The 21,291-nt window shown below is 63.9% G+C and carries 22 protein-coding genes; 9 read left to right on the plus strand and 13 right to left on the minus strand.

The window, feature by feature from the left end; genetic code table 11:
- Positions 1-27 precede the first annotated feature (27 nt).
- Positions 28-645, plus strand: coding sequence for a glutathione S-transferase family protein (locus SLT36_RS11220; protein WP_432287476.1), 618 nt, complete (start codon positions 28-30; stop codon positions 643-645).
- Between the two features lie 42 nt (positions 646-687).
- On the opposite strand, the gene SLT36_RS11225 is transcribed toward SLT36_RS11220, so the two are convergent.
- Both SLT36_RS11225 and SLT36_RS11230 read right to left on the minus strand, forming a co-directional pair.
- Positions 688-1,110 carry a VOC family protein gene (locus SLT36_RS11225; protein WP_432287478.1) on the minus strand — a complete coding sequence of 141 codons (423 nt, stop codon included), beginning with the start codon at positions 1,108-1,110 and terminating at the stop codon, positions 688-690.
- Positions 1,111-1,307: 197 nt separating this feature from the next.
- A complete protein-coding gene (locus SLT36_RS11230; RefSeq protein ID WP_432287480.1) occupies positions 1,308-2,180 on the minus strand; it encodes a LysR family transcriptional regulator in 873 nt (290 codons plus the stop codon).
- Positions 2,181-2,268: 88 nt separating this feature from the next.
- Between SLT36_RS11230 and SLT36_RS11235 the strand changes: the two genes are divergently transcribed.
- On the plus strand, positions 2,269-2,499 hold the full coding sequence (locus SLT36_RS11235) for a hypothetical protein (protein WP_432287482.1): 231 nt from the start codon (positions 2,269-2,271) through the stop codon (positions 2,497-2,499).
- Positions 2,500-2,537: 38 nt separating this feature from the next.
- Here the strand turns inward: SLT36_RS11235 and uvrB are convergent, their stop codons facing one another.
- Both uvrB and SLT36_RS11245 read right to left on the minus strand, forming a co-directional pair.
- Positions 2,538-5,591, minus strand: a complete 3,054-nt coding sequence (gene uvrB / locus SLT36_RS11240; RefSeq protein WP_432287483.1) for an excinuclease ABC subunit UvrB — start codon at positions 5,589-5,591, stop codon at positions 2,538-2,540.
- 110 nt (positions 5,592-5,701) lie between these two features.
- The gene (locus tag SLT36_RS11245) at positions 5,702-6,136 is read right to left on the minus strand and encodes an SH3 domain-containing protein (RefSeq protein WP_432287484.1); all 435 of its coding nucleotides are present in this window, start codon (positions 6,134-6,136) and stop codon (positions 5,702-5,704) included.
- A gap of 253 nt (positions 6,137-6,389) precedes the next feature.
- Here SLT36_RS11245 and SLT36_RS11250 point away from each other — a divergent pair, with 253 nt between their 5' ends.
- The 3 genes from SLT36_RS11250 (at position 6,390) to SLT36_RS11260 (ending at position 9,674) form a co-directional block, all read left to right on the plus strand.
- Positions 6,390-7,481, plus strand: coding sequence for a glycosyltransferase family 4 protein (locus SLT36_RS11250; RefSeq protein ID WP_432287486.1), 1,092 nt, complete (start codon positions 6,390-6,392; stop codon positions 7,479-7,481).
- A 168-nt stretch (positions 7,482-7,649) separates the two neighbouring features.
- Positions 7,650-8,615 carry a CapA family protein gene (locus SLT36_RS11255; protein WP_432287488.1) on the plus strand — a complete coding sequence of 322 codons (966 nt, stop codon included), beginning with the start codon at positions 7,650-7,652 and terminating at the stop codon, positions 8,613-8,615.
- A 123-nt stretch (positions 8,616-8,738) separates the two neighbouring features.
- Entirely contained in the window at positions 8,739-9,674 is a 936-nt protein-coding gene (locus SLT36_RS11260; protein ID WP_432287490.1) for a DUF3137 domain-containing protein, read from the plus strand.
- 111 nt (positions 9,675-9,785) lie between these two features.
- Here the strand turns inward: SLT36_RS11260 and SLT36_RS11265 are convergent, their stop codons facing one another.
- Positions 9,786-10,043 carry a SemiSWEET family sugar transporter gene (locus SLT36_RS11265; RefSeq protein ID WP_432287491.1) on the minus strand — a complete coding sequence of 86 codons (258 nt, stop codon included), beginning with the start codon at positions 10,041-10,043 and terminating at the stop codon, positions 9,786-9,788.
- A gap of 463 nt (positions 10,044-10,506) precedes the next feature.
- On the opposite strand from SLT36_RS11265, the gene SLT36_RS11270 reads away from it, so the two are divergent.
- Positions 10,507-10,749 carry a DUF1344 domain-containing protein gene (locus SLT36_RS11270; protein ID WP_067959585.1) on the plus strand — a complete coding sequence of 81 codons (243 nt, stop codon included), beginning with the start codon at positions 10,507-10,509 and terminating at the stop codon, positions 10,747-10,749.
- Between the two features lie 145 nt (positions 10,750-10,894).
- On the opposite strand, the gene SLT36_RS11275 is transcribed toward SLT36_RS11270, so the two are convergent.
- Positions 10,895-11,308 carry a hypothetical protein gene (locus tag SLT36_RS11275; RefSeq protein ID WP_182573297.1) on the minus strand — a complete coding sequence of 138 codons (414 nt, stop codon included), beginning with the start codon at positions 11,306-11,308 and terminating at the stop codon, positions 10,895-10,897.
- A gap of 248 nt (positions 11,309-11,556) precedes the next feature.
- Between SLT36_RS11275 and SLT36_RS11280 the strand changes: the two genes are divergently transcribed.
- Positions 11,557-12,495 (plus strand): diacylglycerol/lipid kinase family protein, encoded by a 939-nt coding sequence (locus tag SLT36_RS11280; RefSeq protein WP_432287493.1) that lies wholly within the window; start codon positions 11,557-11,559, stop codon positions 12,493-12,495.
- A 64-nt stretch (positions 12,496-12,559) separates the two neighbouring features.
- Here the strand turns inward: SLT36_RS11280 and SLT36_RS11285 are convergent, their stop codons facing one another.
- From SLT36_RS11285 to SLT36_RS11300, 4 genes are all read right to left on the minus strand, one after another.
- Positions 12,560-12,781: a DUF6500 family protein gene (locus SLT36_RS11285; RefSeq protein WP_432287495.1), complete on the minus strand. Its 222-nt coding sequence runs from the start codon at positions 12,779-12,781 to the stop codon at positions 12,560-12,562.
- A 224-nt stretch (positions 12,782-13,005) separates the two neighbouring features.
- Positions 13,006-13,923: an NAD(P)-dependent oxidoreductase gene (locus SLT36_RS11290; protein WP_432287496.1), complete on the minus strand. Its 918-nt coding sequence runs from the start codon at positions 13,921-13,923 to the stop codon at positions 13,006-13,008.
- A gap of 7 nt (positions 13,924-13,930) precedes the next feature.
- Entirely contained in the window at positions 13,931-15,142 is a 1,212-nt protein-coding gene (locus SLT36_RS11295) for a mandelate racemase/muconate lactonizing enzyme family protein (RefSeq protein WP_154384801.1), read from the minus strand.
- A 47-nt stretch (positions 15,143-15,189) separates the two neighbouring features.
- Complete coding sequence (locus SLT36_RS11300; protein WP_432287497.1) at positions 15,190-16,842, minus strand: GMC family oxidoreductase; 1,653 nt, start codon at positions 16,840-16,842, stop codon at positions 15,190-15,192.
- A gap of 181 nt (positions 16,843-17,023) precedes the next feature.
- Between SLT36_RS11300 and SLT36_RS11305 the strand changes: the two genes are divergently transcribed.
- Positions 17,024-17,416, plus strand: a complete 393-nt coding sequence (locus tag SLT36_RS11305; RefSeq protein ID WP_154384803.1) for an acyl-CoA thioesterase — start codon at positions 17,024-17,026, stop codon at positions 17,414-17,416.
- Positions 17,417-17,775: 359 nt separating this feature from the next.
- Here the strand turns inward: SLT36_RS11305 and SLT36_RS11310 are convergent, their stop codons facing one another.
- A complete protein-coding gene (locus tag SLT36_RS11310; RefSeq protein WP_432287499.1) occupies positions 17,776-18,144 on the minus strand; it encodes a winged helix-turn-helix transcriptional regulator in 369 nt (122 codons plus the stop codon).
- Between the two features lie 102 nt (positions 18,145-18,246).
- Here SLT36_RS11310 and SLT36_RS11315 point away from each other — a divergent pair, with 102 nt between their 5' ends.
- Complete coding sequence (locus SLT36_RS11315) at positions 18,247-18,852, plus strand: NADPH-dependent FMN reductase (RefSeq protein WP_432287501.1); 606 nt, start codon at positions 18,247-18,249, stop codon at positions 18,850-18,852.
- Between the two features lie 248 nt (positions 18,853-19,100).
- On the opposite strand, the gene SLT36_RS11320 is transcribed toward SLT36_RS11315, so the two are convergent.
- Together SLT36_RS11320 and SLT36_RS11325 are read right to left on the minus strand one after the other, a co-directional pair.
- The gene (locus SLT36_RS11320; protein WP_154384805.1) at positions 19,101-20,390 is read right to left on the minus strand and encodes a hemolysin family protein; all 1,290 of its coding nucleotides are present in this window, start codon (positions 20,388-20,390) and stop codon (positions 19,101-19,103) included.
- Between the two features lie 93 nt (positions 20,391-20,483).
- Positions 20,484-21,191 (minus strand): LssY C-terminal domain-containing protein, encoded by a 708-nt coding sequence (locus SLT36_RS11325; protein ID WP_432287503.1) that lies wholly within the window; start codon positions 21,189-21,191, stop codon positions 20,484-20,486.
- Between the last annotated feature and the right edge of the window lie 100 nt (positions 21,192-21,291).

The raw sequence follows: 21,291 nt of genomic DNA on the forward strand, positions 1-21,291 counted from the left end.
ACTGGCGCCAGCCTGCATGGGGAAACGATGATCCTTTATTACCAGACGCATTCGCCTTTCGCCCGCAAGGCGCTGGTGTTCGCCCAAGAGGCCGGCATCGTTGACCGGCTGGACGTGATCCACCACGAGACAAGCCCGACCCTGCGCAATGCGCGTGTCTACGCTGAAAACCCGCTCGGGAAGGTGCCGGTGCTTTTGCGCGACGGCAGCGAGCCGATCTTCGATTCCGACGTCATCTGCGCCTATTTCGACACGTTGCATGACGGTGCGAAGCTGATTCCGGAGGCGGGCGAGGCGCGTTGGCGGGCCCTGCGGCTGCAGGCAGTGGCGCAGGGGCTGGCGCAGGTGGGCATCGGCCTGCGCTGGGAGACGGAACGGCGGCCCGAGCATCTGCGCTATCAGCCCCTTGCCGAGGGCTACCGCGACAAGATCGAGGCGAGCTATGACTGGCTCGAGGGTGCCATCGATGCCGATGCGCCGCTCAATATCGGGCACATCGCGGTGGCGACGGCACTGTCGTGGATGGCGTTTCGCGAGCTTCCGTCGTTTCGCGGGCGAGCGCGGCTGACGGCCTGGTTCGACGCGTTCGAGCAACGTCCGTCGATGCTGGCGACACCCTTGTCGGGCGAGACGCACGACCGGTAGGTCGCTGCGCGCCTTGGCGGCGCGCAGCGTGGCTTAAGACTGTCAGGCCGGCTTGACCGGCGCGTTCATCGCCCAGGCGACGCCGAACGGATCGCGCAGCTGGCCCCAGCGGTCGCCCCAGAACATGACGTCGAGCGGCACGACCACTTCGCAGCCGGCATCGACAGCGCGCTTCCACCAGGCATCGATGTCGTCGCCGAGGATGAGCTGCATGACGTAGCCCTGCGCCTTCTCGTGCGCATGGCCGTGTTCGGGATAGGCATCGTTCAGCATCAGCGACGAGCCATTGATGTAGAGGTGGCAGTGCATGGTTCGGCCCTGCTCATCGGCGGGGTAGGCGAAGACCTGCTCGGCGCCGAAGGCACGCTTGTAGAACTCGGCCGCCTTGAAGGCGCCGTCGACCTGCAGGTAGGCGATCAGGCCGCCAAGGACCTTCGGGGCAGGGTATGCTTGAGCTTCCGACATCAGTTGTCTCCATTCCTCGCTTGAGCCAATTGCCACTTGCGGTGGCGCATTTCAGGACATCCGTAGCCGCCGTCGGCCGATGCCTCACTGCAAGGACGAGCGGCGGCTGCCACATCCGACATGGTCGGCGAGATTTTTTTGGACCGGAGCCGAAGTAGGCTGAAAGGGTGCGGCTCCGTTGCAAACAATGACCTGGATCACGTTACCAACTGCGAACGGGTGCCGATCACGTCGCGTATGTGCACTGCCAATTCTGCCGAGAGGCGCGTCGGCCCAGCATGCGGCTGATAGAGGTTGATCCAGAAGCTTGGCAAGGACGGCAGCCCATGCCGCTCGCCCAGAATTTCAAAACCCGGCGGTATGGTTGAGGCCAGCAGCGGTGCTACCGCAATATCGGCGTCGAGTGTCGCCAGGATGGGATCGAAATTGCTGTCTTCGCAGATCCAGCGCCAGACGCGTCCATGGTCTGCCAGGGCCTTGAGCGCGAAGGGTCTCAGCATGCAGGTTTCGTCATCAGTCGATATCGGCAGGGGATCGCGTTCGAAGGCCTGGCCACCCTTGGCGCCGACCCAGACCAGTGGGTCAGATAGCAGCGTCTCGCCATTGTGGCCGCATTTTTTCTCCACCGCGAAGGTCAAGTCGACCTCGCCGCCGTCGAGCTTTTCAAGCAGGCGCTGTGTTGTGTCGCAGACAAGCGACACCCGTACGCGCGGCCAAGCCTGGTCGAATTGCCTGAGGATCGGTGCGCCGAAGCAGCGGACGAAATCGGAAGGTATGCCGAGACGGATTTCTCCCTCGAATTCGGCTTCGTTCATCGCCGACCAGACCTCGTCATTGTTGCGGACAAGGCGGCGCGCCTGAACGACAAGGCGCTGGCCCGTTGGCGTCAGCTTCAGGCCCTTGCGGTCGCGTTCGAAGAGGGCGCAGCCGAAACAGTCTTCGAGCCGCTTCACCTGCTGGCTCACGGCTGCCTGGGTGAGGTTGAGCACTTTGGCCGAACTGGTCATCCCGCCGGTGTCGACCACGGCCAGGAATGCTCTCAGCAACGCGATATCGATGTTGTTTGGCATAAGGACCTCTTATCGAGGCCATAATATACATTCGTTTCCATTATGCCAGTCGGGTCGCTAGCCTGTTCCCATCCCCTGGAGACCGGCCATGACGACCATGATCGAAAATCAAGGCAAGACCGCATATGGCGGCAGGCTCGCCCGCGCCATACTGGTATCAGTCATCTCGGCGGCGTCGACCTTACGCGAATGGCGTGCTGCGCGGAGACTGTCGCGCCTGGACGATACCGCCTTGAAGGATCTCTGCATCTCGCGCGGCAATATCGATTGGCTGGTGCGGCATCGACCGGATGAGCATCAGGACAATGAGCCGTGCTAGCTATGGTTCTTTGTCGCCGGCGGTGAAACTGCGCTTGCTCACTTCCCCGGCCGTCCTGACTTGCCCGGCTTCTTCTTCGCTCGTGCTGCCTCGGCCGGGTCCTCATAGGACCCCGCGCCGATTTTGGCGCGCTTGATCGGCTTGACGCCTTCGACGGGTTTTTCCGTACGGCGAACGGTCATCTCGTCGAGGTCGTTCTTCTTGAACAGGGACTTGCCGTCGTCGGGGACGCCATAGTCGGAGCCATGGGCTTCGGCGGCCGACTGCTTCTTGAACAGCGAACGTGACACCGCGCCGGCGGGCGTGGTCATGTCGGTGCCTGGTCCCATGTCGTCGATGTGAGGCTTGGAAAACAGCGACTTGCCTGCGGGAACCGCACCGTCGGCGCCCATCTCGTCGAGCTTCGGCTTGCGGAACAGGTTCGGGCGGGCAGCCTTGGCCGCTTCCTCGGCGGCGCGGGCCTCGTCCAGCTTGCGGAAACGCTCTTGTTCCTCGACCGTGCGGTGCTTCGCGACGCCTTTGTTGTGCTTGCCTTTCTCGCGGCCGGAAGCGGGGCTTTGGCCCTCGACCTCGCGCGCCAGCGGATCGTCCGAAATGGCGAGCTCCATGTCGCGCAGGCGCTTGATCTCGTCGCGGATGCGGGCGGCCTTCTCGAAATCGAGGTCGGTGGCAGCGTTGCGCATCTGCTTGTCGAGCGCTTCGAGATGGGCCTTCAGATTGTTGCCCATCATGGCACCGGCACCGTCGGTGAACTGCGAGATGTCGGCGCGGACGTGATCCTTCTCGTAGACCGAGTCGAGGATGTCGGAGATGCGCGACTTGACGCTCTCCGGCGTAATGCCATTGGCTTCGTTCCACACCATCTGCTTTTCGCGGCGGCGCGTGGTCTCGGCCATCGCGCGCTCCATCGAGCCGGTGATCTGGTCGGCGTAGAGGATGACCTTGCCGTCGACGTTACGAGCCGCGCGGCCGATGGTCTGGATCAGCGAGGTTTCCGAGCGGAGGAAACCCTCCTTGTCGGCATCGAGAATGGCGACGAAACCGCATTCGGGAATATCAAGGCCTTCGCGCAAAAGGTTGATGCCGACCAGCACGTCAAAAGCGCCAAGGCGCAGGTCGCGAAGAATCTCGATGCGCTCCAGCGTGTCGATGTCGGAGTGCATGTAACGGACGCGGACGCCGTTCTCGTGCAGGTATTCGGTCAGGTCCTCGGCCATGCGCTTGGTCAGCACAGTGACCAGCGTGCGGTAGCCGGCCTGGGTGGTGGCACGGATCTCGCCGACGACGTCGTCGACCTGATTCTTGGCCGGGCGCACCTCGACCGGCGGGTCGATCAGGCCGGTCGGGCGGATGACCTGCTCGGCAAAGACGCCGCCAGCCTCTTCCATCTCCCAGTTGCCCGGCGTCGCCGACACGGCGACCGAGAGCGGGCGCATGGCGTCCCATTCCTCGAAACGCAGCGGCCGATTGTCCATGCAGGAGGGCAGGCGGAAGCCGTATTCGGCCAGCGTCGCCTTTCGCCTGAAGTCGCCCCGGTACATGCCGCCGATCTGGGGCACGGTGACGTGGCTTTCGTCGATGAAGACGAGCGCATTGTCGGGGATGTATTCGAACAGCGTCGGCGGCGGATCGCCGGGGCGGCGGCCGGTGAGATAGCGCGAATAGTTTTCGATGCCGGCGCAGGAGCCAGTCGCTTCCAGCATCTCGAGGTCGAAGCGGGTGCGCTGCTCCAGGCGCTGGGCTTCAAGCAGGCGGCCAGCCTTTTCAAGCTCTTGCAGGCGATGCTGCAGCTCTTCCTTGATCGACTTGATGGCCTGATTCAAGGTCGGCCGCGGCGTCACATAGTGCGAATTGGCGTAGATCTTGACTGACTTGAGGTCGCCGGTCTTCTGGCCGGTGAGCGGATCGAACTCGGTGATGGCATCGATTTCGTCACCGAACAGCGAGATGCGCCATGCCGAGTCTTCCAGGTGGGCGGGGAAGATCTCGATGGTGTCGCCGCGGACACGGAACGAGCCGCGGACGAAATTGATGTCCTGGCGCTTGTATTGCTGGGCGACGAGGTCGGCGAGCAACTGGCGCTGATCGAGGCGGTCGCCGACCTGCATCTGGAAGGTCATTGCCGTGTAGGTCTCGACCGAGCCGATACCGTAGATGCAGGAGACCGAGGCGACGATGATGACGTCGTCGCGTTCGAGCAGCGAGCGCGTCGCCGAATGGCGCATGCGGTCGATCTGCTCGTTGATGGTCGATTCCTTCTCGATATAGGTGTCGGTGCGCGGGACGTAGGCCTCGGGCTGGTAGTAGTCGTAATAGGAGACGAAATACTCGACCGCGTTGTCGGGGAAGAACTTCTTGAACTCAGCATAGAGCTGGGCTGCCAGCGTCTTGTTGGGCGCGAGAATCAGCGCCGGGCGCTGCGTCTGCTCGATCACCTTGGCCATGGTGAAGGTCTTGCCGGAGCCGGTGACGCCGAGCAGCACCTGGGTGCGGTCGGCATTGCCGACGCCCTCGACGAGGTCCTTGATGGCAGTAGGCTGATCGCCGGCCGGCTCGAATTCCGACTGCATGACGATCTGGATGCCACCTTCGGATTTTTCCGGTCGAGCGGGGCGATGGGGAACCCAGATCTCGCCGTTCTTGTGCAGCGGGTTGCCGCTCTCGATCAGGGCCGAGAGCGCCGCGACGGTGGCGGTGACGCCGGAGTTGGACAGCGACGCCGCGTCCTCCAACGAAATGTCGAGGCCGGCGACAGGGTTGAGACCGGCGGCGGCACGCTCCTTGGCGGAGGCAGCACCGCCCATCGAGGTGCCACGCGCCGAACGGGTCGGGGCCGAGCTCTTCTCCGGGATTTTCTTGGCCTTGGGCTGGGGCTTCTCAGCCTCGCGGGCAATCTCTTCGGCCCAATCCGAAATCGAACCGGACAGCGGTGCGCCCGAGAACGCGGCCTGCGGCGCTTCGCCGAAGCCGGGGCGATGCAACGGCTCGGAAGCGTCGAGGAAGTCGGTTACGCCATTGCCGCCGCGCTTGCGCTGTGCGGCACGGTTGTCGCTTCCCGAAGCGGGCGATTTCTTGTCAGGAGATTTGGCCATGAGCGAAATATGGGCGGTCTACGCAAAAATGGAAAGGGCGCGGATGCCGGAAAGCCGACACCCGCATGGAGAGGTAATTCGGCTCCTGACATCAGGCTGTCAGGAGGTTGTCACCTTGGGCAGGGGAAGCCGGGCGCGATCTTGCAGTTGGCGCCGGGCGGGCGTGGCCTCGGCGGCCGTGGCTTGGGCGGGCGATTCCAGTGAGGAGGGCGGTTCCAGTGCGGCGGGCGATAATGTGGTGGCCGCACGATGATGGTGGGCGCGACGACCACGGCCGGCGGACGACCGACATATTCGTCGAGATAGTTGGCCGAGACCCAGCCGCGCAGGCGCGGGCCGTAGACGTTGCACCAGTTGCCGTCGCAGCCGCGCAAGTCGACGCGCGTGCCCTCGTAGAGCATGCCGATCCTGGCATAGCCAGTGCCGGGGCCGCTGCGGACGTTGACGTTGCCGGTGGTGTAGGCTTCGGCGGCGATCGCACCGGCAGGCAACGCCATCAACCCGGCCAGCAAGGCCGCAGCGGTGGCAAGTCTTCGAAGCATCATGGGCAGTCCCTCCAGACCCGGTTCACTGCAAACTGCTTGAGATTACTGGCAATTGTTGCGCGCGCCAGTGTGCTGAAGGCATTATGCTTTATGCCTGGGCAACAAAGGCGGCAAGAGCTGCGAGCGCGGCGAGGTGGCGTCCATAAGCCGTGTTTGCCTGATCGTCGCGGGATGTTAGAGAGCGTGCACTCAGTTCCTGACCCGGACGCCAGATGACCTTTCCGATCCACTTTCCGCAGCAGACATCGGCGCTATGAAGATCGCGCATCTTGTCGGCCATGGCGCGCTCAATGGCGTCGCCACCAGTTCCAGGATCCTGATCCAGGCCCAGCTCGACGCCGGGCACGAGGTGATGCTGGTGCATTCGCTGGGTTCGTGGATCGAGCATCAGCATTTCGACGGCCCGGTCCGGATGATAGGATCGAACTTCGCCACGACGCCTAGGGAAATCCGCCGCGTCGGCTATGCCATCCGCGATTGGGGCGAGGACGTGGTGCACTGCCATGGCAGCCGCGGCAACAAGTTCGGGCTGGTGTTCCGCTGCGCGGCCGGTACGCCGATCGTGATGACGGCGCATGCGCGCCAGTACCAACTGCCATGGCTGTTTGCCCATGAGGTCATCGGGCTGAGCCAGTGGACGGTGGACTATTACGTCAAGCACTGGCTGGTTTCGCGCCGGCACATCCACCTGCTGCCCAACATGTTCGACGTCGGCCGGATCGAGCCGGTGTCGGTCGCCTCGCGAGCGCGGGCTCGCGCTGCACTCGGCATTCGCGATGAGGCGTTCCTGATCGGCTCGGTCGGCCAACTCGGCGGGCGCAAGAACCAGATCGACATGGTGCGCGTGCTGCGCAAACTGCTGGATGAGGATGTCGACGCCGAACTGCTGGTCATCGGCTCGACAAATCAGGGCAACGACATCATGGCCGAGTGGGACGCGGCGATCGCGGCGCCTGAGCTCACGGGCCGAATCCATTTGCCGGGACTGCGCAACGACGCGCTCGAGCTGCTGCCGGCCTTCGACCTTTTTCTGATGACCTCGCGCGACGAGCAGGCGCCGATCGCGCCGCTGGAGGCGATGGCGGCCGGGCTGCCGGTCCTGTCGACGCGGGTCGGCAACATGGTCGACATCTTGCCCAGGGAGCAGAGCTTTGCCGTCGGCGACGTCGATGGCATGGCGGCTGCAGCACTCGACCTGCGCCACGCGACGCAGCGTCGAGCCGTCGGGCAGGTGGGGCGACAGGAGATCGCACGGCAGCTCGACCCCAAGCGGATCGTCGGCGAGATCGACAGAATCTATCGCCTGGCCATCGGCCGCTCGAGCAAGAAGCGGCGGCAAAAGTAACGGCCGGCCGAAAGCGCCAGCTGTACGCAATGAAAAGCTGCTAGGGTGGCCGCAGTCAATTTCAGGCGTGGCGTGTCCAACTATCCTTTCTCCTACAAGATCTCCTGGCCAGCGCGGTTCATCAGGCCGTCGCTGCGGCGTAACGGTCCGGGCTATCTGCCTGATCAGGTGCGTTTCCTGCCCAAGCCGGGGCAGAGCGTGCGCCTGGCATTCGTCGGCGACATTTCCGCCGTCGCCAACAAACAGCCGCCGATTTTCGACCGCGAGCTGACGGCGCTCCTGGCCGCGGCCGATCTGGTGGTTGGCAATTGCGAGAGCCCTGTCGTGGAGCGGCCGAGCGCGCGGCTGGGAACGCGGCTCGGAACGCATCATGCGATGACCGAAGAATTTCTCACCGGAACGCTGGCGGCGGCTGCCATCGCGCCAGAGCGGCTGGTGCTGTCGCTGGCCAACAACCATGTGCTCGACCAGGGGGCAGACGGTTATCATGCGACGCTTGCGGCATTGGGCAGGCTTGGCATTGCCACTATCGGGACGACCACCGAGGTGAGCAAGGTGGCAGCCGGCCCGTTGACGCTGGGGTTCGCCGCATTCACGCAGTGGCGCAATGCGCCCGCGGAGGCTTTCGCTGGGCGCGTTGCCATGGCCGACGATTTCTTTGCCGCGGCCGGCAACGGGTTAGCGGGCGCAGAAGGCGCCGATCTCGTTTGCGCGGTGCCGCACTGGGACTGGGAGTTCCGGCATTTTCCGCGCACCGTCACGCGTGGCTGGGCGCGGAGACTGGCTGAGCTGGGTGTCGGGCTCGTTGTCGGGCATCACGCCCATGTCGTGCAGCCGATGGCGCGCGCCGACGACACGCTGGTGGCCTACGGCCTGGGCGATTTTCTCGGCACGGCGCTGACGCGGCAGCCCTGGCCGGGACGGATCGCCGCGATCCTCCTCGTCGATGTCAGCGCCGACGCTGCCACGCGTGGCGAGATTGCAAGCTACCGGCTGGTGCCGTTCATGCGCCAGCGCGACGGCGCGCACGAGAACATGGTCCCGCTCGACAAGGTCGACGGCGAGCTTGGAATGAAAGTGCGGGCGCGCTGGCAGGCGGTTTACGGGGCCGCTGCCGCCAGCCTCACCAGCTGAGTCCGGATATCGTTGCATCTCCTTGTTTACGCCGCGACATTTGGCGAAAAGCCGCTATCATCCGGTAAGTGGGCGGCACGATCTCGGCGCGCCATGGGGGCACATATGAGCGCAGCTGGTTTCATGCCGGACGAGGCGACGACCGCGGGCATCAAGAAGGACCTCGAAGCCTATCAGGCCGAGCGCAATGCGATCAGGCTTTCGACGGCGTGGCGGGTGCCCCTCTATCTCGGCGGCGTGATCGTTGCGGTTCTGGTCCTGGCGCTGATCTTCAACTTCATAGCCGACGTCAACGAGCAGTGGCTGTCGACGCCGCATGTCTATCTTTATGTCGTGGGCTTCATCGCTGCGTTCTTCGCCTATTTCCGTGCGATGCGGCCGCTCGAAGCCGCCAACGCATCGTTTCGCAACAAGCTGCTGCCGATCGTCTTCGGCTTCATCAAAAATATGCGCCATGAACGGGGCGCGACGCCACCGTCCTTTGTCAACTTACCGGAATCTACGGTTGGCAAGTACAACAACCTCGAAATCGATGATTTCATTTCCGGCAATTACGATGGTTTCGATTTCGAGCTGTACGAAACACTGCTCACGCAACGCGCAGAAAAGCACGACTCCACGACCTTTCAGGGCGTGATCGTGGCGTTTGGACTGAAGAAGCCGTTTGAGGGTACGCTGGTCGCAACGATCCGGACCAATGCGGTCCTGAGCTTTTTCGGCGAACTCTTTGGCAGTGGCCTGAAGGAACTCCGGTCGGGGGTCCAGGACCTTGATATGGCCTACGAGTTCCGCAGCGACAATGTCGAGGCTGCGCAGCCGCTGGTGTCGGGGCAGATGGCGCAGGCGCTGACCTGGCTCAAGGAGGCATGGCCGGGCGAGCCGGCGCGGATCGCGCTTTCGGGCACGAGCGGATTTCTGCTGTTGCCACACCAGAAGGATTTTTTCGAGCTGCCGGCGTCGGATTTGGCTCTCGACTACAAGGCGCATGTCGAGCCGATGATCGCCGACATGGCGACGATCCTGGCTACGGCCTCGCTGGTGCGCAAGATTGGGTCGTAAGGCGCGGTTGGAGCGGCGCGCGTCCGTACGGACGCGCAAAAGAACGCTCCAATACCTTGAAGCGCTGTATCGTGCTTTCCGAAATCCGAATCCGGTATTCGGGCCGATACGCTAGCCGAAGCGGAGCTTGAGCCCGACTATGGCGAGGATGAAAACCAGCGTGACGATGTTGGACACGATGACCGGCAGCGAGCCGAGCGCGACGCCGTAGACGATCCACAGCGAGATGCCGGTGGCGAGTGCGGCGTTGGTGCCGAGCGAGATGTCGCTTGTCTTGCGCTCGCGCAGGATCTTCATGATCTGCGGCAACCAGCACAAAGTGGTCAGGATGGCGGCGACGGCGCCGACGATTTCAAACAGGGGGTTCAAGACGGGAGCTTCCCAAAAGCACAAATCGTGCGGCGCGAGCTATGCCAGAATCACCGGCTGCTGTGAAGGCAACCGGGCGAGCTGGACCAACGAAACGACGGCGCAAAACGTCGCGGGAGGGTGGCGGCCCGCGCGGAAAAAATCTGTCCACGCCGATGTCGAATGGCGTTTCGTGATCGGCCATTGCGGAATCCGACCTTGGGGTGGCGGCGCGATGACGGTGGTGTGACGCCGGTCAGCGTATGGCTGGCAAGGGTTAGGGCGAGATCGGGGTGATGGCGAAGCATCCAGACATGTGCCGGTTGCGGTCAAATGCGGCGGAAGTAAGCCTATGATTACGTTCGATAATTTCACGCTTCGTGATTTGCGTCGGACCATTCCGCAGGTCAGTCTCCATCTCGTTCGGCGGGCCTTGCTACGAGGGCAGGACCAGCCGGGACAGACCTGAACGGGAGTACCAGACATGAACAAGATCCTTGCAACGACCGTCGCTTCGCTTGCCTTCATCGGTGCCGCCTATGCCGCCGAAGTCCAAGGCACGGTCCAGTCGGTCGATCCGGCGACACGCTCGATCACGCTCGACGACGGCAAGACCTATGTCATCCCCGAAACCCTCAAGGTCGACGGCCTGGCCGCCGGCGCCAAGGTCAAGGTTACAGTGGACGACACGACAGGTGCTGTGACCGCGATCGAAGCGGCCTCGTAACGGCCGTCTGCACATCCGCCCTGCCGGCACTGCCATGCGCCCGGCGGGGTGGGTGACGTTCTTGAGACCTTCCAAGACGCAGAACCAATTATGGCCGGCCTCTTTTCCCGAGGTCGGCTATTTTTCATGCCGCCGGACGGTCGGCTCAGAAGCCGATATTGGCGGCCAGCCAGCTCGACGAGCGTTTTGCTGCGGCAACCGTGCCGGCGGCGGCATCGCTGAGGCCGCTGCGCGCCAGCGCATAGCCATTGGCGGTGCGATAGAGGACCGAGCGTCCGCCTTCGACGATGCCGGCAACGGTGGTCCGCTCGGCTGGCTCGGCTTCCTTGATTTCGGCCGGGGCCGATGCCAACTGCGGCTCGGCAAATACCGTGGTGCGGCAGATGCCGGTCACCAACGGATAGGCGTGGTTGCCTTCTCGCAGGATGCGGCTCTTCATCGCCGCCTCGCAGTCGGCGACTGACGTCCACTGTGCCGGCGTCTCGCCGATATATTCGCAAAGCTTGGCGTCGCAGTCGCAACCGACGATGGTCATGGCGACAAGGGCAGACTTGATCACGGTCCGAATCCTCAAGGATTGTTGACGCCGCGATTTCTCCGCTCCGATCGCGGCGCCAGTTGGCCGCAATCATGGCATGACGGTGGCGTTATGCTTGCGCGGCAGCGTTGTAGCCATCCGGCGACATGTTCTTCCGCCAAGGCGGCCGACAGGATGTGAACTTTGCAACCTTTCCCTTGCGCATTTGCCTCTGCGGCTAACAATAAGGCGGAGGCGGCGGCGCGTTGGCTGCCGGGGAGGGTACGTTCGTGAAAGTCGGCGTCGTCAGGAATCCGGTGGCCGGCGGCGGCAGACTGGACACGCATTGGACCGAGGTTGCGGCAGCGCTGACGCAGCGCTTCGGCGAAGTCGAGTTTCGCGAGACGACCGAGCCGGGCGACGGCGCGGTTCTTGCCCGCGACCTGGTGGCGCTTGGCTGCGAACTGGTCGTCGCCGCGGGCGGCGACGGCACGATCAGCGAGGTCGCCGACGGGCTTTTGCAGATGCAGGCCGAAACGGGCGAGGCGGCCATTCTCGGCGTGCTGCCCTGCGGCACCGGCTCCGACTTTGCCCGCGGTATGGGCCTTCCCGTCGAAATATCTTCGGCGATCGCGCGCATTGCCGAGGGCAGCGACCGTCTGATCGACGCTGGCCGTATCTCCTTCGTCGAGGACCATGGCCGACTGGCGAGCCGGCATTTTGTCAACATCGCCAGTCTCGGCATGTCAGGGGCGACGGTGCGGGCGGTCAACAACGACCGGCGCAAGCGCTGGGTGCCGGCCAAGGCGCTGTTCTTCTGGCGCACGGTGATCGAGTTCGTGCGCTACCGCTTCCAGGACGTACGCATCACTGTCGACGATGGCGAACCCGTCGAGGCCAGGGTGGCGCTCGTGGCGGTGGCCAACGAGCGGTTCTTCGGTGGCGGCATGATGATCGCCCCGGATGCCGTTCCCGATGACGGGCTGTTCGACATCGTCATCCTGCGCGCGGCGAGCAAGCTCAAGCTGATTCTCGACCTGCGCCTGCTTTATGGCGGCCGCCACCGCAACCACCCCGCCATCACCATTCTGCGCGGGCGCAAGGTCACGGTCGAGCCTTTGGGCGATCCGCTCGCCAATGCCGCACTCGTCGATATCGACGGCGAGTCGCCGGGGCATATTCCGGCGACCTACGAGATGGTGGCGAAGGCTTTGAAGGTGAGGTGTTGATTCAAGGGGCTCGGATTCTGAGTCCGGGGATTGGCGTAAGTCGCTGGAATTGAAGGGGTGGAAGTTAGGCGTCCATCTCCCTGACCATCGCCTCGATCTTCGCGGCCTTTTCGAAGTGGTCGAGCTTCTGGGTCCTGATCCACCATTCGGCGGCCTCCATCAGAAGCTCTGGGTCGTCGTTCCTGTTGGCGAAGAAGGCGTAGAAGGACAGACCGACATCAGGGCCCTTGGCGGCGATCTTTCGCGCGCAGACGTCGAGTATTTTCGCGCGCAGGCTAGGCCGCATCGGAGAATCCTTCCCGAGTGGTGGTGGCGAGAGGTAAGTCGAGCCGAGGGCGGGTGTCAAAACGGGGCGAGAAGAGGGCGGTGCCAGGCGCGATTGCCCGCCCCTGTGGGAGGCCGATCCGCCAGGCAGAGCGGGGCTGGCTGGGCTCAGGGCTTTCGACTACCCCCACCCCGGCGCTACGCGCCGACCCTGCCCACAAGGGGAACGTTTTAGAGACGTCAGCCTCACAGCTTCGCCGGAAAGCCGGGCGCGCGCAGGTCGGTGGCAGTCGCGTCCTCCAGGAGTTTGACGATCATCGTCGACCAGGCGTCGCCGCCATAAGCCACCTTGCCCCGTTCGAAGATGGTGTTGACGCGGGCGGCGAGGTCGAGCGGGACGCTGCCCTCGCGAGCCATGGCGAGCGCAAAGCCTAGGTCCTTGAGGGCAAGGTCCATGGTGAAGCCGATGTCGTAGGAGCCGTTGAGCACCAGCTGGCTCTCGGTCTCGTGGACGAAGCTGTTGCCCGAGGAGGCAACGATGGCGTGGTAGGCTTGGGCGAGGTCGAGGCCGCCTTTCTTTGCCAGCATCAGCGCCTCGCCGGCGGCGACGAGATGGATGAAGGCGAGCATGTTGGTGATGACCTTGATCACTGCCGCCGAGCCGATCGGCCCCATCAAGAAGGCGCGGGCGCACATCACCTCAATGGCCGGTCGGTGGCGCTCGTAGAGCGCCGCATCGCCGCCGACAAGTGCAGTGATCTTGCCCTCGGCGGCGAGATGGACGCCGCCAGTGACGGGGCATTCCAGCGTATAGACGCCGGCCTCAGTGGCCAGGTCGGCAAGGCGCAGGATCTCGTCGCGGCCGTTTGTCGACATCTCGATCCAGGTGCCGCCCTTGGGCAGGCCTGACAGCAGCCCGTCGGGGCCGACCAGAACCGCCTCGCTAACCCTGGGTGAGGGCAGGCAGGTGATGGCGTTGCCGGCGCGTGCGGCCGCGTCCGCAGGGCTTTTTGCAGCGGCGGCACCCTGCGCAACGAGGTGCTCGACAGTTTCGGGGTTGCGGTCGTAGACGACGACCTCGAAGCCGCCGCGCACAAGGCATGCCGCGAGATTGGCGCCGAGATGGCCAAGGCCGATGAAGGCGTAAGCGAGGGACTGGGTCACGCGCGCCTCACGGCATCAGCGGGGTCTGCACCATCTGCAGGTGCAGGTGGGGACCGTCATAAGGATTGGCCTCGCACACCGCCTCGTCGAGCTCGACGCCGAGGCCGGGCTCTTTCGACGGGATGACATGGCCGTCCTGCCATTCGATCTTCTTTTTCAGCAGCTTGGCGTGGAAGCCGTCCCATTGCTTGAGCGATTCGAGGATGAGGAAATTGGGTAGAGTGACGGCGAGCTGGATGTTGGCTGCACCGACGATCGGGCCGCAATAGCAGTGGGGTGCGATCTGGATGTGGTAGGCCTCGGCCATAGCGGCGATCTTCTTGGTCTCGAGAATGCCGCCGGAGCGGCCGAGATCGGGCTGCAGGATGGTGGCGGCGCGGTTTTCGATGACTCGGGCGAACTCGAATTTTGTGGTCAGCCGCTCGCCTGTCGCGATCGGAATCGATGTGCCGCGCGCGACCTGGGCCATCACTTCCGGCATGTCGGGCGGCACCGGTTCTTCGAACCACAAGGGATCGTAGGGCTCGATGGCGCGAGCCATGCGCAGGGCGCCTGAGGCGGTGAACTGGCCATGCGTGCCGAACAATATGTCGGCACGGGTGCCGACGGCCTCGCGGATGGCCTTCAGCATGCGCACCGACAGGTCGATGTCGATGAGGCGGGGCTGGTGGCCGTCATAAGCGGTCCAAGGACCGGCCGGATCGAGCTTCACGGCGTCGAAGCCCTGGTCGACATAGAGAGCTGCACATTCGGCTGCCATGTCGGGGTCGTTGTAGACGTTCTTGGGAGCAACGTCCTCGGTATGGACGCTGCCGGTGTGTGGATAAAGATAGGTATAGGAGCGCAGCGTCTCGTGCACCTGACCGCCGAGCAGCTTGTAGACGGGCTTGCCGGCCTCCTTGCCGACGATGTCCCAGCAGGCCATTTCCAGCGCCGAAAAGCATCCCATGGCCGAGACGTCGGGTCGCTGGGTGAAGCCGGAGGAATAGCAGCGGCGGAACAGGTTTTCGATGTCGTGCGGGTCCTGTCCCACGAGGTAGCGCTCGGCCATGTCCTCGATCATTCGCGCGGTGACATGGGCGGAGAAGGTGGCGTTGTAGGCCTCGCCGTAGCCAACGACGCCGCCGTCGGTGGTGAGCTTGACGAAGATGAAATACTTGCCGCCGATGCCGGGCGGCGGGTTGTTGACCACGAAGGTCTTGACGTCGGTGATCTTCATCGATGGTCCTCCCGGTCGCGTGAAATCGTCGATTTTTGGCGTAGCCCTCAGGGTGAGGATGAGGGGCTGCGCCAACATCGGAAACTGCTCACATCCTCCAGCACCAGCTGCGCGCCCTTCCAGCCAGTCATGATCGAGGCGGCGTTGGTGTTGCCGGTGATGTTGTCGGGGAAGATCGAGGCGTCGATGACGCGAAGCCCAGTGAGGCCGTGGACGCGCAGCCGGGGATCGACAACCGAGCTCGTCGGATCCGGGCCCATGCGGCAGGTCGACACCGGGTGATAGACGGTGCCTGAGCGCTTGCGGAAATCCTGAATCAGGTCGGCGTCGGAAGTGATTGACGGGCCTGGCAAAACCTCTTCTGCGATGACGTCCGCGATGGGCGATTGCGCAGCGATGCGGCGCAGGAATTTGACCGCGTCGAGCATCTCGGCGACGTCGCTGTTGGTCGAATAGGCGTTGACGGTGATGCGCGGCTGCACGGTCGGATCGGCTGAGCGGATCATGATCTCGCCGCGGCTTGACGGGCGGCAATTGGACAGGCCGATGGAAAAGCCGGGGAAGGGGTCGGGCGTCAGGATCGGGCGCTCGCCGGCCTTGGGCAGCACGGTGGAAAAGACCTGGAAATAGAGTTGCATGTTGGGGCGGGCGCGGCTCAAGTCGGTGCGGAAGAAGCCGCCGCCCTGGTTCATGCTCATCGACAGCGGGCCCGAGCGCAGCAAAAGATACTGCATGCCCGCCAGTGCCTTGCCCCACCACGGGCGTAACAGCTGGTTGAGGGTCGGCACCTTGGCCTTCCAGGTGTAGTTGATGCCCTGGTGGTCCTGCAGGTTTCGACCGACATGTTCGTTTGCGTGCAGCACATCGATGCCGAGATCGGCGAGCAGGGCTGCTGGGCCGATGCCGGAGAGCTGCAGCAACTGCGGCGTGTTGACCGAACCGCCCGACAGGATCACCTCGCGCCCGGCGCGGGCCGTCTGCTTGGCACCGTTCTGCAGATATTCGACGCCGCAGGCGCGCTTGCCCTCGAACAGCACCTTGGTGACCAGTGCATCTGTCTCGACGGTGACGTTGGCGCGCTTCATCGCCGGGCGCAGGAAGCCGCGCGCCGCCGACATGCGGCGGCCGCCTTTGGTGGTGATTTGATAAACACCGACGCCCTCTTGGGCCGCGCCGTTGAAGTCCTGATTCAAGGGCAGGCCGGCCGCTTGCGCGGCAGCCAGGAAGCGATGGGTCAGCGGATGGACGTTCTTCCTGTTGTCGGTGACGTGGATCGGACCGCCGGTGCCCCGCAGGTCGGTGCCGCCTGCCTGGTTGTCTTCGATCGCTCTGAAGGCTGGCAGGAGATCGTCAAAACTCCAGCCCGGATTGCCAGCCTCGCGCCAGGCGTCGAAGTCTTCAGCAGCCCCCCGGATCCAGACCATGGCGTTGATCGAGCTCGACCCGCCGAGGATTTTTCCACGTGGCCAGTGGTCCTTGTTGCCGGCAAGGCCGGGGTCGGCATCGGCGGCGTAATTCCAGTTCACCTTGGGGTCGAAGAAGGTTTTGCCGTAGCCGAGCGGCATCTGGACGAAGAAGCGGCGGTCGGTGCCGCCGGCCTCGAGCACCAGAACCGAGAAGCGCCCGCTCGCCGAAAGCCGCTCGGCCACCACCGAACCGGCGGAGCCCGAGCCGACTACAATGAAATCGAACGTCTGCATGCTGTCGGCGGCCTGTCGAAATTCCACGATGCGGTCAGACTATCTCCTCAGTCGCAGGCTTCGGCGTCGCTTACGGCATGGCCTGTGAAAAATACGACCGGGCGATGCAAGAGATGCGTCGTTGACGCGGCTGCTGCCACGACGATACGGGTGGTCGGAGGAAATTCTGAGGGAAAAGACGATGGTTCAGTATGCCGATGGCCAGCCGACGGGCGAGCTCACGCTGCGGACGCTGGCGATGCCAGCCGACGCGAATGCAGCCGGCGACATCTTCGGCGGCTGGGTCATGGCGCAGATGGACCTTGCCTGCGGAATTCGCGCCGCCGAGCGCGCGCGCGGTCGCGTGGTGACGGCGGCGGTCAAGGAAATGGCCTTCGCCAAGCCGATGAAGATCGGCGACACATTGTGCATCTACACCCATGTCGAGCGTGTCGGCCGCACCTCGATGACGCTCAAGGTCGAGGCCTGGGCGCAGCGTTATCTCTCCGACCTGATGGAAAAGGTGACCGACGCCGATTTCATCATGGTAGCGCTGGACGGGCAGGGCAAGCCGAAGCCGGTGCCGGCGGAGTAAGCTTCAGCCCGCTGGTCGGGCACAGGCCGAAGCAAGCAGTTCGTCCAGCTTTTCCGGGAAGGGCTGGCCAGGTTCATGTGCAAACTCGAAGACATCGGTCCTGCCCTCATATATTCGGTAGAGTTCGTATGTGTCGTCGAACACCTCTACCGATATCTGAGGTGAGCCGTCCCCGAGCAGGAGCGTTGGTCAATATCCCGGGCCGATATGCACGGGCGGAGCCAGGCGCGCGCTCGCATGCTCGATGAAATCTTCAGCATTTCTGATCGTCAGCGGCGAGAATTCGCGCTCCTGTGACGACAGCAGCAGGCCCACGGCCTCTACGACTTCGGTCCATCCCGGGCGCATCGAAATCCGGTCTACCCCGTCACCGCATCAAACTTCGTCCGCGCCTCGGCGACGCGACGCTGGTTGAGCCTCGCCCATTCGCCGAGCGCGAACACCGGCACCAGCAGTTCGCGGCCGAGGTCGGTGAGTTCGTAGTCGACGCGCGGCGGGATTGTCGGGAAGACGGTACGGGTGACGAAGCCGTCGCGCTCCAGGCCGCGCAGGGTGGTGGTCAGCATCTTCTGCGAAATACCGCCGACAGCGTGGCGCAGCTCGTTGAAGCGCATCGGACCGTCGCCGAGCTTGCCGACGACGAGCACCGTCCATTTGTCGCCGACGCGCTGCAGGATATCGCTGACGGCGCGGCAATCCTCGGTGCGGTGCGGGTGCCTCGGTATCAAATAAGTGCCTCCTTGTGTGGATGATTTTCAGTCACCTATATAGCGTCGGTATCCATTTGTTACCAGTATCGTGCAGATACTCACGCCCGAAAGGTTCCTACCATGTCCAAACCCAAGATCGCCATCGTCATCGGCTCGACGCGCGCCGCACGCTTCGCCGATACACCGGTGGAGTGGATTGCCAGGATCGCAAAATCCCACGCCGATATCGAGGTCGAAATCGTCGACCTCAGGGATTTCCCGCTGCCCTTCTTCGACGAGGTCGCCTCGTCCGCCTGGGTGCCGTCGCAAAACGAGGTCGCCCAGCGCTGGCAGAAGAAGGTCGCCGAGTTCGACGGCTACATCTTCACTGCCGCCGAGTATAACCACGGTCCGACCGCCGTGCTGAAGAACGCGCTCGATTATGCCGCCACCGAATGGAACAAGAAGCCGGCCGGTTTCGTCGGTTATGGCGGTGTCGGCGGGGCGCGGGCCGTCGAGCAGCTGCGCATGCATGCGGTGGAACTGCAGATGGCGCCGACCAAGGCCGCCGTGCACATCGTCTGGGCGGACTTCCTGGCTGTGCGCCAGGGCGAGAAGCAACTCTCCGACTTCGAGCACCTCAACCAGTCGGCGAACGGGCTGGTCTCCGAGATCGCCTGGTGGGCCAAGGCGCTGAAGGTCGCGCGCGAGGCCGACGTTCTTGCCGAAGAAGCCAAGGCTGCCTGAGCGGCTTCGAGCCTTTTCCTCCCAGGGGATTCTGGGGCGGCCTTGTGCCGCCCTTTTTCGTTGGTCTTGTCGTGGGCGGTGACTTGGGCCTTTGGGGCACCTGCCATGCCGTGACTGCCAAGAGTCAGACACGGTCCAGAACCATGACGGCAAAACGTCAGCCCATGACCATCACCAAGCCTCACAATGCGAGCTGCAGTGGCTCAGCGGCCCGGTGTATCCGGGCCAGCACCAACCCGGTCGCTGTGTCAGCCGGGCAGCTTCGACGCCAGCACCTTGTCGATGCGGCGGCCGTCGAGGTCGACGACTTCGAAGCGCCAGCCTTGCGCGTCGACGCATTCGCCGGTCGCGGGCAGGTGGTGCATATGCGACAGCACGTAGCCGGCGACGGTTTCGTAGTCGCGGTTCTCCGGCAGGTCGATGCCGAGCTGGTCGGCCATCTCGTCGGCCTGCATGTAGCCGGCGAGCAGCCAGGAGCCGTCCTCGCGCTGGACGGCATTGTCGACGTCGTCCTCGTCGAGGTCGGAGCGGAACACGCCGGTGATGGCCTCGAGAATGTCGGCGGGCGAGACGACGCCTTCGAAATGGCCGTACTCGTCGTGGACCAGCGCCATCGGCACTTCGGACTGCTTGAGGGTGGCGAGCACGTCGAGCGCGTCGGCCTGATCGTGGACGATCGGGGCGGTGCGGACATGCTTACGTGGGTCGAAGCTGCGGCCGGCAAGCAGTGCGGCGAGCAGTTCGCGGGTCTGGATTACGCCGACCATGGCGTCGACCGAGCCTTCGCCGGCGGGCAGGCGCGAGTGCTGCGTTTCCATCAAAAGTTTGCGGGTGGCGGCCTCGTCGGCCTGCAGATTGATCCAGTCGACTTCGGTGCGCGGGGTCATGACGGCGCGCACGGCGCGGTCGCCCAAGCGCATGACGCCGGCGATCATGCGCCGTTCGTCGGATTCGATGGTGCCGTGGTGCTCGGCCTCGGCGACCAGCATCTTGATCTCTTCGTCGGTGACCTTTTCCTCACTCTCACCGCGCTGGCCGAGCAGCCAGAGCACCGAGCGGCCGGAAATGTCGAGCAGCCAGACCAGCGGCAGCGCGACCTTGGCGAGCGTCGACATGGCTGGGGCGACGCGGGAGGCGACGCCCTCGGGATCGCGCAGGGCGATCTGCTTGGGCACGAGTTCACCGATGATCAGCGAGGCATAGGTGATGATGGCAACGACGATGCCGACGCCAAGCGCGTTGGAGGCGCCGGCGCTCATGCCGTTGGCGGCGAGAAATCCGCTCAGGCGTTCGCCGAGCGTGGCGCCTGAGAAGGCGCCGGAGAGAACGCCGACGAGAGTAATGCCGATCTGCACCGACGACAGGAACTTGCCGGGGTTGGCACCGAGTTCGAGCGCGCGACCGGCGCCCTTGACGTTGCGGTCGATCATCGCCTTGAGGCGGGCTGGACGGGAAGAAACGATGGCAAGTTCGGACATTGCCAGAAGGCCGTTCACACAGATGAGGACGACCACGATAGCGATTTCAGCGTATAACATGATGCTCGCTGCATAGCATTGCTCAAGGCCTTTCGAAAAGACGGCAGCAAAAATACTCTTCCCCAGCGGCACAAGAGCGGGTCGAGGCTGGGGCTATTTGTCAGGCACCAGAACTGCCATCAGCATCTTTCCGTCGGTGTAATAGGGGTCACCCTCGCCATTGCGGCCGGCCTTGGTCAGGCCGATGCCTGACATCGTCTTTACCTCGATGATGCGTCCGGCCGATGTCAGATCGCCGATCAGCGAATCGCGCTCGGCATCGATGTCGGGTCCGATGTGATGGGTGACGGCGCCGGTGTCGTGGCTGACGCCTATGCCGCGATCGAAGCTCGCCGCACCGTACCAGGTCGGGCGCCCGTCGGCACCGGGCGTGAAGGTCAGCCACAGCCGGACATGGTGGCGGACGTCGGCGCTTTTGCCGACAGGCTTTTCGAATGCGAGATCCTGGCGCCGGCCGTTGAATAAGAGCGTGCTGACCGGCGCGTCGACATAAGGCCGGTCGAGCAGCACGCTTTCGCCGATTTCCAGCGCTGATTTCACCGACAGTTTGTCGGCGCGGTCCCAGCCGGCGGCGGTAAACGCGGCGGTCACGTCCAGCTCGCTGCCGACGAGGCCGATATTGATCGGGTCACCCGGGATGCCTTGTTCCGTCGTGGTGAGCAGCGATTCAGGCCGGGGGCCGTCGCGCAGGAAACGGAGCGACCAGAATTCAGGAGCCGCGAAATAGGCGAGCGCGAGATAGCTCACGCAGAGCGTAATGAACCAAAGGGTCGCCTGTCGGTGCAGTTTTCCCCGTAGCATCAAACCCCGCTGCCGATGGGTCGAGCCAAAGCAGTGGCGCGACATTGAACTCGGGACAAATCATGGGTTGCATCCGCAGATTAAGTATTAGCGATGTCTT

The organism is Aminobacter sp. BA135, from assembly GCF_050859125.1.
Classification (GTDB): Bacteria; Pseudomonadota; Alphaproteobacteria; order Rhizobiales; family Rhizobiaceae; genus Aminobacter; species Aminobacter ciceronei.

What these genes read in the sequence shown, in the direction of transcription:
- SLT36_RS11250 (WP_432287486.1), top strand. Translation starts at nt 6,390, where the DNA reads ATGAAGATCGCGCATCTTGTCGGCCATGGCGCGCTCAATGGCGTCGCC.
- SLT36_RS11305 (WP_154384803.1), top strand. Translation starts at nt 17,024, where the DNA reads ATGGTTCAGTATGCCGATGGCCAGCCGACGGGCGAGCTCACGCTGCGG.
- SLT36_RS11260 (WP_432287490.1), top strand. Translation starts at nt 8,739, where the DNA reads ATGCCGGACGAGGCGACGACCGCGGGCATCAAGAAGGACCTCGAAGCC.
- SLT36_RS11295 (WP_154384801.1), bottom strand. Translation starts at nt 15,142, where the DNA reads ATGAAGATCACCGACGTCAAGACCTTCGTGGTCAACAACCCGCCGCCC.
- SLT36_RS11285 (WP_432287495.1), bottom strand. Translation starts at nt 12,781, where the DNA reads ATGCGGCCTAGCCTGCGCGCGAAAATACTCGACGTCTGCGCGCGAAAG.
- SLT36_RS11300 (WP_432287497.1), bottom strand. Translation starts at nt 16,842, where the DNA reads ATGCAGACGTTCGATTTCATTGTAGTCGGCTCGGGCTCCGCCGGTTCG.
- SLT36_RS11235 (WP_432287482.1), top strand. Translation starts at nt 2,269, where the DNA reads ATGACGACCATGATCGAAAATCAAGGCAAGACCGCATATGGCGGCAGG.
- SLT36_RS11225 (WP_432287478.1), bottom strand. Translation starts at nt 1,110, where the DNA reads ATGTCGGAAGCTCAAGCATACCCTGCCCCGAAGGTCCTTGGCGGCCTG.
- SLT36_RS11320 (WP_154384805.1), bottom strand. Translation starts at nt 20,390, where the DNA reads ATGTTATACGCTGAAATCGCTATCGTGGTCGTCCTCATCTGTGTGAAC.
- SLT36_RS11315 (WP_432287501.1), top strand. Translation starts at nt 18,247, where the DNA reads ATGTCCAAACCCAAGATCGCCATCGTCATCGGCTCGACGCGCGCCGCA.
- uvrB (WP_432287483.1), bottom strand. Translation starts at nt 5,591, where the DNA reads ATGGCCAAATCTCCTGACAAGAAATCGCCCGCTTCGGGAAGCGACAAC.
- SLT36_RS11245 (WP_432287484.1), bottom strand. Translation starts at nt 6,136, where the DNA reads ATGATGCTTCGAAGACTTGCCACCGCTGCGGCCTTGCTGGCCGGGTTG.
- SLT36_RS11270 (WP_067959585.1), top strand. Translation starts at nt 10,507, where the DNA reads ATGAACAAGATCCTTGCAACGACCGTCGCTTCGCTTGCCTTCATCGGT.
- SLT36_RS11220 (WP_432287476.1), top strand. Translation starts at nt 28, where the DNA reads ATGATCCTTTATTACCAGACGCATTCGCCTTTCGCCCGCAAGGCGCTG.
- SLT36_RS11230 (WP_432287480.1), bottom strand. Translation starts at nt 2,180, where the DNA reads ATGCCAAACAACATCGATATCGCGTTGCTGAGAGCATTCCTGGCCGTG.
- SLT36_RS11325 (WP_432287503.1), bottom strand. Translation starts at nt 21,191, where the DNA reads ATGCTACGGGGAAAACTGCACCGACAGGCGACCCTTTGGTTCATTACG.